Here is a 12128-nt window from a genome sequence, read left to right on the forward strand (position 1 = left end):
GGGGGGGGGGGGGGGGGGGGGGGGGCGGGGAGCCGTCGGTCAGTGAGCTGAAAAACCCGGAACGTAATATCTCGATGGGGGCCGCCTATCTGAGCATTCTGGAGAACGGTCCGCTGGCGGGGATCAAAGACCCGCAGGTGATGCGCTATGCGGTGGTGGTCTCCTATGCCAACGGCGCTGGCGCGCTGCTGCGTACCTTCTCCTCGAACCGCCAGGACGCCATTGAGGAGATTAACGATCTCGACGCCGATGAGTTCTTCGAGCATGTGGTGAAAAAACACCCGGCACCGCAGGCGCCGCGCTATATCTGGAAACTCCAGAAAGCGCTGGACGCCATGTAATCCCTCGTTTGGCCTCCGGTAGTCTCCCGGAGGCCACGTCCTCAGAAATCGTAGCCCACGGTGGCTATAACGCTGCGCTCTGCTCCCCAGTAACAGTTGCCGGTGCCATAGCAGCCGGAAATATACTCGCGGTCGCCGATATTGTTGGCGTTAACCTGCACATAAGCGCCTTTCAGCGTTGGCGACCAGACGCCGAGGTCGGCCCGCATCATGGCGTCCATCAGCGTGACCGACGGCAGCCGCGCGGTGTTGGCATCATCCGCCCACTGTTTACCGATGTAGCGGACGCCGGCGCCAACGGAGATCCCCGCCGGGAACTGATAGCGCGCCCAGAAGGAGGCCATCTGATCCGGGGTCAGCTGCGGCGTGTTATTGTCGGTCCCGTCTTTGGTGTCCTGGAAACGCAGACGATTCCAGGTATACGAGGCGATAGTACTCAGCTGCGGGGTGATCTGGTGGTGCGCTTCCAGCTCAACGCCCTGGGAATGGACCTTACCCGCCGGAATATAGGTGGCGGTGGCGATGTTCGGGTCGCGAGTGGCGACATCCTTTTGCGTCAGGTCGTAAATCGCGATGCTATAGAGATCGCTGCTGCCCGGCGGCTGGAACTTCAGGCCGGCTTCAACCTGTTCGGCGGTGGTCGGTTTCAACGGTTTGCCGTCCGCGCCCGGCAGCATCGCCGGAGTGATCGCCTGGCTGTAGCTCAGGTAGGGCGACAGACCGTTGTCCAGGGCGTACAACAGCGAGGCGCGGCCGCTGATATGGTCGTCTGAACGGCGGTTTGAGGTCCCCTGGGTATCGCTGACCTGCTGGGAAACGATGCGGTCGTAGCGGGCGGAAACATCCACATGCCAGCGGTTCCAGACCATCTCATCCTGCAGATACAGCCCGGTCTGGTAATAGCGGCGATTATTGTCGTCGCTGTAGGTAACGGTATGTCCGGTCTGCGCGGTATAGCCGCTAAACGGGTTAAGGGGCGCCGCGCCGCCGGCGCCGGTCCACAGGTCGTTACGGAAGCGATGATATTCGGCGCCGAGGATCAGGGTGTGCGCCAGGTCGCCTGTATTGAAATCGGCGCGCAGGCGGTTATCGGTTGACCAGCCGTCCAGCGAACCGCGCGAACCGCTGTAGCCGCGGGCCAGCATGTCGCTGTCATCTATCCAGCCGACCTGGTAGACCTGATCGAGGGAGACGTTGGTATGGGTGTAGCTCCCGGCGGAATAGACCGACCAGACGTCGGTGAACTGGTGGTCAAACTCATAGCTGTAGATCTGCTGGCGGCGCTTATAGCCATCTCCCGGATCGCCTTCGTTGGTGCTGGGGGAGAGCTTACGGCCATTGTGCGCGTAGCGGGTGCCGTCCAGCGGCAAAGAGCCGTGGTAGCCGCCGGAAGGATCTTTTTGCAGATAGGCGCGCAGCAGCAGCGAGGTGTCGCTGTCCGGCTGCCACAGCAGGGAAGGCGAAATCGCGTAGCGCTCTTCGCGGGTATGGTCATACTGCGTATCGCTGCTGCGGGTCATCCCGATCAGCCGCCATGCCCACTGGTCATTGATGGCGTCGGTGTAATCGAAGGCCGCGCCTTTGGTATTTTGCGTGCCGCCGGTCAGGCGGATGTGGCCCTGCTGGCTGAACTGCGGACGTTTGGAAGTCAGGTTGACCACGCCGCCCGGCACGCTCTGCCCGTAGAGCGCGGAGGAGGGGCCGCGGATCACATCCACGCGTTCGATAAACCACGGGTCGATTTGCAGTACGTTATGGCTGCCGCCGTCGCTCATCAGGCGCATGCCGTCGAGGAACAGGTTATCGACGTCGCCGCCGTGGTAGCCGCGCAGGGAGATGGCGTCGAACCGGGTGGCGCCGCCGCCGAAGCTGGAGTAGACCCCCGGGGTATATTCCAGCGCCTGGCTGATGGTATTCGCCCCCTGATCCGCCATCTGCTGGCGGGTGACCACCGACACCGACTGGGCGGTAGTGATTAACGGCTGGTCGGTTTTCGTCGCCCCGAGCGAGGTGCTGGCGCTGTAGCCCTCCGTCGGCGCGCTGGCGGACGCCGGCGGGGTGGCAGTGACCACCACCGTCTCTTCGGCTTGCGCGGTGAAGGGGAGTGCGACCGCAAGGGCATACAGCAGCCCCGGGCGTTTTCGAGAAATAGCCACGTTCATAAGATCATCCTGAACCAACGCGGTCTGGTACTCCTGTACGCCGCCGCGTGAAAAACGAATCTGTCATTATTCGTTAAAAAGTAATGCGAATTATTATTGTTTGTATTTGTGCGATCAAGCGAAAAGGTGACCTGTTGAACGCGAGGGGGTGGGGATGTGTTTCCCGCGAGCCGCAGAATGGGTCTGCGCGGGACGGTAGTGACCAGGGAGCCCGCTCCCCCCTACCGATTTTGGTAGGGGGCGGCGAAGCGTCAGGAGCCGGTCTTTTGCGGTTCCGCAGGGGCGGGGTCGTTAGCCGCGGGCGCCGCAACAGGTTTGTCCTGCGGTGAAGGGGTTGTCGCCGGACGGGTAGCGGGCAGCGCATCGCAGGGTTTCTCCTGCGGGCAGATCAGATCCAACATCTTCAGGGTGACGCCGTTGGTCCAGCCAAAGCCGTCCTGCAGCGGATATTCCCCGCCGCCGCCGCCGGTGCCGGTCGAGCTCACGTCATACTTCTCCACCAGCTTTTGCTTACTGTCATAGGTATGCTGCACGTTGGTCAGAAAGCGCCAGGTGACCTCCATGGCGATCTTCTGCTGACCATAGTTTTGCAGCCCCTCGACCGCCACCCACTGCAGCGGCGCCCAGCCGTTGGGGGCGTCCCACTGCTGGCCGCTGTTGACGGTGGTGGTGGTCAGCCCGCCGGGTTTAAGCAGGCGCGACTCGGCGGCGGCGGCCACTTTCGTCGCCCGCTCGCGTGACGCGGCATTGACGTACAGCGGGAACAGCGCCGCCGCGGTCAGTTGATTGCGCACCTTGTGGGTTTTCAGATCATAGTCGGCGTACCATCCCTCTTTATCATTCCACAGGTATTTCTCGATGGCCTGCTGGCGGGCGTTAGCCAGCGCATCGTACTGCGTAGCGCCAGCGCTGTCCCCGGATGCCTTGCTGGCGCGGGCGAGGGTTTTCTCCAGATGGAACATCAGGGCATTGAGATCGACCGGGACAATCGAGGTGGTGCGAATGGTGGCGAGCTGCTGCGGATTGTCCATCCAGCGGGAGCTGAAATCCCAGCCGGAGGCGGCGGCGGAGCGCAGGTCGCGATAGATCTCGGTTGCCGGACGATTCGGGTTGCTTTTGGCGGTTTTGACGTCGTCAAGCCAGGACTCGGGACGCGGGGTGTCGTTATCGTCCCAGTAGCGGTTGAGCAGCGCGCCGTCCGCCATCCGCACCGCCCGTTTGTCGGCGCTGCCGGGAGCCAGCGCGTCCGCTCCGGCCATCCAGTAGCGATACTCTTTCTCCAGCTGCGGCTGGTAGGTTTTCAGCACCTGGTCGCCATCATGCGTCGCCAGCAGGCTCACCATAAAGGAGAAGAAGGGGGGCTGCGAACGGCTGAGATAATAGGTGCGGTTGCCGTTGGGGATATGGCCCCAGGCGTCAATTTCTGCGGCGAAGTTGGCGACCATATCCTCGACTTTATCCCAGTGACCGCTTTCGGCAAGACCCAGCATCGTGAAATAGCTGTCCCAGTAATAGACTTCGCGGAAACGTCCTCCGGGCACCACGTAGGGCTTAGGCAGCGGCAGCAGCGAGTCCCATTTTTCCACCTCGACGGTGCTGCGGGTCAGGACCGGCCACAGGCCATCGATATGTTGACGCAGAGTTTGCCCTTTGGGCGGCACATAGGTGTCGTTCTCTTTCGGCAGCGTGAAGTTCAGTTCGACGAAGTGGCGCAGGTCGAAGCTGGCCTGGTTTTTTTGCATCCGGTAATCGGCAAGGATCATCAGCGGATCGCTGCTCGGAATGGCGTCAGCGAACGTTTTCTGATCAGAAAACAGTTTCGCGCTTTGCACATCATTAAACAGCGGACCGAGCAGGATATCGGGTGATTGCGGGATTGGACGGGTTTCTTCAGCCTCAGCGGTCAGCGTCGCCAGGGCGATAAACGCACCCCCTAGCGCCAGACGAAGAGCATAAGGCAGGGTAGCGGGGCGACGGGAAAAGGGACTCGTCATGGATTGTTCTCCTTATCATTGCAGACTCATGTGCCACTGCATTTGGCCATCAGAAAACCATAGACGAATATCCGCCGCTGCGCGTGTCGAAGCTAACATTTTGCGCTAAAACAGAGAATTTACCGCTCACCGGTCGCTATCCAGGCGGCACAATTCTGCTCAGCCGAATATTATAATCTTAATTATATAAATGCTGGCTGGTGTTATTTTTGTTGTGAATGTTTCTGGGTAAATAATAAGCGCTATTCGATAGCGGCATCCGAAAAAAGAACGGATGTTTATCTGTAACAATAAGGTTCGTATTTATCGCATTTTAAAAATTGCGCAACGGATGAAGGCTATGATCTGTCAGGCAAAAATACCGGGATTAATATGACTGAAGGCTGGCAGGATCACATAAATTAAAAAACATAAATAATTAATAAAAAAACATAATGGCGCCGCGCATAGCGGATAAGTAAAAAATGCAGACACTACAGAAACCGGTTTCATTTTGCATAAAGGAGTGGTGTATGTCTGCTGGCGAAAAAATTTCTGTCAGAGAGAAAATAGGTTATAGCCTGGGGGACGCAGCCAGTCACATCGTATTTGACTCGTCTGTGGCTATTCTGGCTTATTTTTATACCGATATTTATGGCCTGCCGCCCGCCGTAATGGGGACGATGTTTTTGCTGGTGCGTCTGCTGGATGCGATTACCGATCCGATTATGGGCGCGATTGCTGACGCCACCTCAACCCGCTGGGGCCGCTTTCGCCCCTGGCTGTTGGCGATCTGCGTGCCCTTTGCGGTGAGCTGCGTGCTGGTGTATTCCATTCCCTCCTTTTCCGACTCCGGAAAAATTGCCTACGCCGTGGCGGCTTATATATTTATGACACTGATGTATACGGCGATTAATATTCCGTACTGCTCGCTGGGAGCGGCGCTGACCTCCGATCCGCGCGAAAGCCTCTCGCTGCAGTCCTGGCGTTTCGCTATCACCCCAATCGGCGGCGCGCTCGGTACTGCGTTTATTTTACCGCTGGCTGATTTTCTCTATCCCGGCGATCGCGCGACCGGTATTCAGGTCTCGATGGCCCTGTTTGGCGTTATCGGCTGCCTGATGTTTATCACCTGTTTCGCCACGACTAAAGAACGCGTGCAGCCGATTAAAGAACAGAACCTGAACATCGCGCGGGACGTGAAAATACTATTTCGTAACGATCAGTGGCGTATTCTTTCCGTTTACAATTTTATGATGCTGGTCGCCGTGGTAATTCGCGGTGGCGCCGTCGTCTATTATGTTAACAGCGTCCTGCATAAAGGCGCCGACGTGATTACCATATTCATGCTCGGCGGTATGTTTGCCTCCATGCTGGGTTCGGTGCTGGCCAAGCCCTTCGGGACGCGCTTTTGTAAGGTCCGATTCTCTTTCTGGATTAATCTTCTCACCGCCGCGCTGGGCGTGGTCTGCTTTATCGTCCCGGTACAATATTGGATTGCGGTGCTCGGCGTGCATATTCTGATTTCTATCATTCAGGGCGGCAACGGCGCGTTGCAGTGGTCGATGATTACCGACGTGAATAACTATGGCGAATGGAAAACCCAGCGGCGTATTACCGGTATGAATGTCGCAGCAAATATCTTTGTCATCAAGCTGGGTGTCGCCGTCGGCGGGGCCATCCTCGGCTGGATATTGGCCTATTTCCATTACGCCGCTAACACCACGGTGCAGTCGGCTTCAGCGGTGCAGGGCGTGGTGCTGTTGTTTACTCTGGTCCCTTCCGTGTTTTATGTGCTTACCGCCGTCTCGATTAAATTCTACGGCTTAACGGAAAACAGAATGAACGGCATCGTTGATGATTTAAAACACGGCACTTTCGCCGAATCCTGATTATTCCACGCTGTATTAAGAGGGCTATGCAGGTAATTCTCTGGATAGCCCGGCTATACCCTGGATGAAACATATAACAATGTAATTAGGGATGTTAATAATGAAAGTAAACTATATGGCTCTGATTATGAGTGGTCTGTTCTCCTCTGGCCTTTGGGCCGCGGCGAATAATCACCCGACGGATATTGAAAAACGTTTAGCGCAGCTGGAACAGCGCGTAATAAATGCTGAGCAACGAGCGGCCGATGCGGAAGCGAAAATCCAGACCTTAACCCGACAGCAGAACGTGGTGGCGAAATGCACGCCAACTGTCAAAGTGGAGTCCGCCGAGCCCGTCGCACCGGGCGCGGAGCCGACAACACTAACGCTGTCCGGCTATGGGGATATCAAATTTTATGGTGATGTCGAATTTAACATGGATGGCGCCAGCAGCAGCGGGAGCCTGACTTCGGTAAAAACCACGGCAAATAAAGACTGGGCGCCGGGCAATAATGAACGCTGGGATATTAATGGCCGCCTGCTGTTAGGTTTTGACGGCATGCGCAAAATGGATAATGGCCGTTTTGCCGGTTTTTCCGTCCAGCCGCTGGCCGACCTGAACGGCAAAATGAATCTTGATGATGCGGTATTCTTTTTTGGCCAGGAGAACGACTGGAAGGTGAAGGTTGGTCGTTTCGAAGCCTACGATATGTTCCCGTTGAATCAGGATACGTTCGTGGAATACTCCGGGAACACCGCCAACGATCTGTACAGCGACGGCTACGGCTATATTTACATGATGAAGGAAGGGCGCGGTCGGAGCAACAGCGGCGGCAACTTCCTGATGAGCAAAACCCTTGATAACTGGTATTTCGAACTGAATACCCTGCTGGAGAACGGCAGCACGCTATTCCAGGACCAGCAGTATCATGGCACCGCACTGGAAAATGAGAAAAATGTGGCCTATTTGCGCCCGGTTATCGCGTGGAACAGCGGGCGCTTCTCCACTGCCATCGCCATGGAAAGCAACGTGGTAAATAACGCCTATGGCTATCACGATGCGAAAGGACGCTGGGTCGACCAGTCCAGCCGTACCGGCTATGGCTATACGATGACGTGGAATGGGCAAAAAACCGATCCGCAGGACAGCGTGGTGACCAACCTTAACGTCGCTTATATGGATGCCGAAGATGAGACTGACTTTACCGCGGGCGTTAACTCCCTGTGGCACGGTTTTGAGCTGGGCTACATTTACGCGCATAACAAAATCGACAGCTTTAACACCGCTGATTTTATCGCTAACTGCGACGATAATTGCTGGATCGCCGATCCGGGCAACTACGATATCCATACGATCCATGCGTCGTACCTGTTTCCGAACGTAATGAATATGAAGAACTTCAACATCTATCTTGGGGCCTACGCCTCCTGGATTGAAGCCAACCCAAGCAACGGCGACGGCCAGGAAGACTCCCGCTATGGCGGCCGGCTGCGCTTCAAGTATTTCTTCTGAGCAACACAGAGCTTGCACAGCGCAGGCTCTGTGCTATTCAGCCGCCTGTCGCTACGCGGCGTGGCTCGCGAAGCCTCAGCGTCCCGTGAATCCACTTGCCCCAAACTGGTGCGTTTAACGCTAAAAACCGCCCACAAATAAGCAAAGTGTCTGGTTGTTTTTTAATCAACTCAAAGCCATGGCCTCACAGCGTAACGCTGCGCCGACGCGCTGTGTGACCTGGCATAATTAATGCTTATCTCTTATCGGGATTACCACAAAGTGAGTACAACCGGAGGGGATAGCCATGATTAAAATTACGCTACCTGACGGGCATTATTATGACGAGATGCTGACCGCGCAGGGTGAACAGCGGCCGCACTATAATGCCTGGTGGCAATGGTTTCGCAACACCGATCAATTCTCTATCCGGCAGAAAAAAGCGCAAGCGGAACTGCTTTTTCACCGTATCGGCATCACCTTTAACGTGTACGGCGAGGATGAGGGAACCGAGCGGCTGATCCCGTTTGACAGCGTGCCGCGGATCATACCCGCCGGGGAGTGGCAGCGCATTGACCGCGGCATACGCCAGCGGGTGAAAGCGCTGAACGCCTTCCTCTATGACATCTATCATGAGCAGAATATCCTGCGCGCGGGGCTGATCCCGGCCGAGCAGGTGCTGGCCAACGAGCAGTATCAGCCGTGCATGCAGGGCATCAACCTGCCAAACAACACCTATGCCCATATCACCGGCGTCGATATGGTGCGCAATAACGACGGTCAGTACTACGTGCTGGAGGATAATCTGCGCACGCCGTCCGGCGTCTCCTACATGCTCGAAAACCGTAAGATGATGATGCGCCTCTATCCGGAGATGTTCGAGCAGCATCACATTGCGCCGGTGGAGCGCTACCCGAGCTACCTCCTGCAGACCCTGCGCGAAAGCTCGCTGGTGGATGATCCCTGCGTCGTGGTGATGACCCCGGGTCGCTTCAACAGCGCCTACTTCGAGCACAGCTTCCTGGCGCAGCAGATGGGGGTCGAGCTGGTGGAGAGCGCCGATCTGTTTATTAAAAACGGCGCGGTGTATATGCGCACCACCGAGGGGCCGCGGCGGGTGGATGTGATTTATCGCCGCATCGACGACGCCTGGCTCGACCCGCTGGCCTTCCGCGCCGATTCGATGCTCGGCGTCCCGGGGCTGCTGTCCGTCTATCGCGCCGGCGGCGTAGTGCTGGCCAACGCCATCGGCACCGGGGTGGCTGACGACAAATCGATCTATCCGTACGTCCCGGAGATGATCCGCTTTTACCTCGGCGAACAGCCGATCCTCAGCAATATACCCACCTGGCAGTGCCGGAAAGCGGAGGACCTGCGCTACGTGCTGAGCAATCTCGAGCTGATGGTGGTCAAGGAGGTCCATGGCGCCGGGGGCTACGGCATGCTGGTCGGCCCGCGTTCGACTAAAGAGGAGCGAGAGGCCTTCCGCCAGCGCCTGCTGGCCAATCCGGCCAACTATATCGCCCAGGACACCCTTGCGCTGTCGACCTGCCCCACCTTCGTTGATGAAGGTCTGTCGCCGCGACATATCGATTTACGCCCCTACGTGCTGTCCGGGCAGGAGATGCGGCTGGTGCCCGGCGGCCTGACCCGCGTGGCCCTCACCGAAGGGTCGCTGGTGGTCAACTCGTCGCAGGGCGGCGGAACCAAGGATACCTGGGTGATGGAGGATGACGCATCATGCTAAGTCGTACGGCGAGTGAACTGTTCTGGATGGCCCGCTATCTCGAGCGGGCGGAGAGCTACGCCCGGGTGCTGGACGTGACCTGGAAATTATCGATGATCCCCCGCCACAGCCAGCAGTCGCGGGATCTGGCGCTGCCGCTGAATTTGTCGATGACCCACGAGTTGTTTCAGGCGCGCCATGCCCGCTTTACCATGAGCAATCTGCTCAACTTTTTTGCCCTTGATGGCAACAACCCCTGCAGTATTTACAGCTGCGTGGAGATGGCGTGGAACAATGCGCACGCCGTGCGCGGCAGTCTGTCGGCCGAAGTGTGGGAGAGCATCAATGCCACCCGCATTGAGCTGCGAAGCCTGCGCCAGCAGGGGCTGGGCGAGCTGGGGAGCGACGGCTTTTTTGAGTGGGTGAAAGAGCGGGTGCATCTGTTTCGCGGAGCGGTGATAGGCACGCTGCTGCGCAACGACGCGCTGAGCTTTATCGGTATCGGCACCCTGATTGAGCGCGCCTTCGCCACCACCCAGCTGCTGCTGATTAAGGATCAACAGCTGACCAACGACCCGGATCCGGTGCGGGAATACTACCGGCTGGATACCCTGCTCAATGCGGTCAGCGCCCGCGAAGCCTACAACAGCCTCTACCGCCAGCCGGTCAGTCGCGAAACGGTGATGGAGCTGCTGATCCTGCGCAACGATATTCCGCGTTCGCTGCGCGCCAGCATTGCCGACCTGGTGGGCGAGCTGGAGAAGATCGCCAACGACCGCTCCTATCAACCGCTGCGCCTCGCCCATCAGCTCAACGTTGACCTGCGCTTCAGCACCCGTGACGACCTGGCGCAGGCGGACCTGCAGACCACCCTTAACGGGCTGCTGGCGAGAATTAACGCGCTGTCCGACAGCATCAGACAAACCTACCTGGAGGCCTTATGAAACTGGTCATCGATCATCTCACCCGCTATGGCTACGATGAAGAAGTGAAGTTTTCCACCCAGTATCTGCGCCTGACGCCTCGCAGTACCGCCCGGCAGACGATCACCGCCTGGACGCTGACCCTGCCGGACGGCGCGGCGGTGACCACTACCGACGGCTGGGGCAATGTGCTGCATGTGCTGACGCTGGATAACCCGCACAAGGAGATCACCATCCGCGCCAGCGGGATTGTCGATATCGCCGACGAAGGGGAGGAGACGCGTGATGAAGAGGCCGAGCTGCTGTCGCCGCTGGTTTTTCTGCGCTGTACGCCGCTAACCCGCGCCGATACGGCGATCCGTGAGTTTGCCCAGCGCCTCTATCGTCCCGATGCGGCGGAAGAGAGTCTGAATCAACTGATGGCGGATCTGCTGTTAAGAATGCCATACTCCCCCGGCGCGACCCAGGTGCAGGACTCCGCCGCCGACGCCTTCGCCCGCGCGAAGGGGGTGTGCCAGGATCATACCCATGTTTTTCTCGCCTGCTGCCGCGCGCTGGAGATCCCGGCGCGCTACGTCAGCGGCTATGTCTACAGCAATAACGCCCAGCATGTGGCGATGCACGCCTGGGCGGAAGTCTGGCTCGACGGCCGCTGGCTGTCGTTTGATATCACCAATAATACCCGTCGCCTGAATCAGCATTTACGGCTGGCGACCGGGCTGGATTATCTCGACGCCTGCCCGGTACGGGGCACCCGGCTGGGCGGCGGCGGGGAGATTATGTTAACTAACGCTGAAGTGCGCGAACACAGCCAGCAGGCGCAGCAGCAATAATACGGGAATAACCGCAATGACCTACTGTGTGGCCATGTGCCTGGCGGATGGACTGGTGTTTGCTTCCGACTCCCGCACCAATGCGGGCGTCGACCATATTGCCACTTTTAAAAAGCTGCACGTTTTCCATCAGGAGGGGGAACGGGTGCTGGTGCTGCAATCCGCCGGCAATCTGGCCACCACCCAGAGCGTGATAAGCCTGCTCAGCGCGCGCATCCGTACCCAGCAGGAGCCGAATCTGATGCAGGTCACTTCCCTCTACGACGCCGCGATGCTGATCGGTAAAACGCTGCTGGAGGTGATCCAGCGCGACAGCAGCAACCAGCAGACCTGCAGTAACACCAACTTCAACTGCAACCTGCTGCTTGGCGGCCAGATCGCCGGCGAAACTCATCGTCTGTTCCATATTTATCCGGAGGGCAACTTTATTGAAGCCACCCGCGACACGCCTTATTTCCAGATTGGCGAAAGCAAATACGGCAAACCGATCATCGATCGGGTGCTGACCATCGACACGCCGCTGGAGCAGGCGATGTGCTGCGCGTTGATCTCCATTGATTCGACGCTGCGCAGTAATCTGTCCGTCGGCCTGCCGCTGGATACGCTGCTCTACCGCAGCGGCAGCTTCAGCAGTGCCGGGCAGCATCGCATCACCGACAGCGATCCCTACTTCAACCGCATTCGCAAGGCGTGGTCCGAAGGGCTGTTGCACACCTTCCAGACTCTGCCGACCTGGACGCCAGCGGAGCGGGAAGAGGAGTAGTCGCTGTGACGCTCCGCCGGTATCGTCGGCGCGAAGGCGGGTAA

9 protein-coding genes are annotated in these 12128 nt (G+C 58.2%); 7 read left to right on the forward strand and 2 right to left on the reverse strand.

The features are described from left to right. On the forward strand, positions 1-341 hold a 341-nt coding region (locus HMPREF9538_RS20795), incomplete at its 5' end, for a transglycosylase SLT domain-containing protein (RefSeq protein ID WP_009484355.1). A 41-nt stretch (positions 342-382) separates the two neighbouring features. On the opposite strand, the gene HMPREF9538_RS20790 is transcribed toward HMPREF9538_RS20795, so the two are convergent. Further along, positions 383-2503 carry a TonB-dependent siderophore receptor gene (locus HMPREF9538_RS20790; RefSeq protein WP_009484356.1) on the reverse strand — a complete coding sequence of 707 codons (2121 nt, stop codon included), beginning with the start codon at positions 2501-2503 and terminating at the stop codon, positions 383-385. A gap of 251 nt (positions 2504-2754) precedes the next feature. Further along, positions 2755-4497 carry an alpha,alpha-trehalase gene (locus tag HMPREF9538_RS20785; RefSeq protein ID WP_009484357.1) on the reverse strand — a complete coding sequence of 581 codons (1743 nt, stop codon included), beginning with the start codon at positions 4495-4497 and terminating at the stop codon, positions 2755-2757. Positions 4498-5009: 512 nt separating this feature from the next. Between HMPREF9538_RS20785 and HMPREF9538_RS20780 the strand changes: the two genes are divergently transcribed. The 6 genes from HMPREF9538_RS20780 to HMPREF9538_RS20755 all read left to right on the forward strand — a co-directional run bounded on the left by HMPREF9538_RS20780 (position 5010) and on the right by HMPREF9538_RS20755 (position 12084). Beyond that, positions 5010-6368, forward strand: a complete 1359-nt coding sequence (locus HMPREF9538_RS20780) for a glycoside-pentoside-hexuronide (GPH):cation symporter (RefSeq protein ID WP_017900190.1) — start codon at positions 5010-5012, stop codon at positions 6366-6368. Positions 6369-6468: 100 nt separating this feature from the next. Continuing rightward, entirely contained in the window at positions 6469-7860 is a 1392-nt protein-coding gene (locus HMPREF9538_RS20775) for a carbohydrate porin (protein ID WP_022537180.1), read from the forward strand. Between the two features lie 286 nt (positions 7861-8146). Then, positions 8147-9586: a circularly permuted type 2 ATP-grasp protein gene (locus HMPREF9538_RS20770; RefSeq protein WP_004180417.1), complete on the forward strand. Its 1440-nt coding sequence runs from the start codon at positions 8147-8149 to the stop codon at positions 9584-9586. Next, the gene (locus tag HMPREF9538_RS20765) at positions 9580-10509 is read left to right on the forward strand and encodes an alpha-E domain-containing protein (protein WP_004184646.1); all 930 of its coding nucleotides are present in this window, start codon (positions 9580-9582) and stop codon (positions 10507-10509) included. Before HMPREF9538_RS20770 ends, HMPREF9538_RS20765 begins: the two co-directional genes overlap by 7 nt. Continuing rightward, positions 10506-11321, forward strand: coding sequence for a transglutaminase family protein (locus tag HMPREF9538_RS20760; RefSeq protein WP_004145495.1), 816 nt, complete (start codon positions 10506-10508; stop codon positions 11319-11321). The genes HMPREF9538_RS20765 and HMPREF9538_RS20760 overlap by 4 nt, the downstream gene beginning before the upstream one ends. 16 nt (positions 11322-11337) lie before the next feature. After that, entirely contained in the window at positions 11338-12084 is a 747-nt protein-coding gene (locus HMPREF9538_RS20755; protein WP_002910830.1) for a proteasome-type protease, read from the forward strand. Positions 12085-12128 lie beyond the last annotated feature (44 nt).

Source organism: Klebsiella sp. MS 92-3 (genome assembly GCF_000195655.1).
GTDB lineage: Bacteria > Pseudomonadota > Gammaproteobacteria > Enterobacterales > Enterobacteriaceae > Klebsiella > Klebsiella pneumoniae.

Coding starts and splice junctions, on each gene's coding strand:
- HMPREF9538_RS20785 (WP_009484357.1), bottom strand. CDS start 4,497: ATGACGAGTCCCTTTTCCCGTCGCCCCGCTACCCTGCCTTATGCTCTT.
- HMPREF9538_RS20775 (WP_022537180.1), top strand. CDS start 6,469: ATGAAAGTAAACTATATGGCTCTGATTATGAGTGGTCTGTTCTCCTCT.
- HMPREF9538_RS20780 (WP_017900190.1), top strand. CDS start 5,010: ATGTCTGCTGGCGAAAAAATTTCTGTCAGAGAGAAAATAGGTTATAGC.
- HMPREF9538_RS20765 (WP_004184646.1), top strand. CDS start 9,580: ATGCTAAGTCGTACGGCGAGTGAACTGTTCTGGATGGCCCGCTATCTC.
- HMPREF9538_RS20790 (WP_009484356.1), bottom strand. CDS start 2,503: ATGAACGTGGCTATTTCTCGAAAACGCCCGGGGCTGCTGTATGCCCTT.
- HMPREF9538_RS20770 (WP_004180417.1), top strand. CDS start 8,147: ATGATTAAAATTACGCTACCTGACGGGCATTATTATGACGAGATGCTG.
- HMPREF9538_RS20760 (WP_004145495.1), top strand. CDS start 10,506: ATGAAACTGGTCATCGATCATCTCACCCGCTATGGCTACGATGAAGAA.
- HMPREF9538_RS20755 (WP_002910830.1), top strand. CDS start 11,338: ATGACCTACTGTGTGGCCATGTGCCTGGCGGATGGACTGGTGTTTGCT.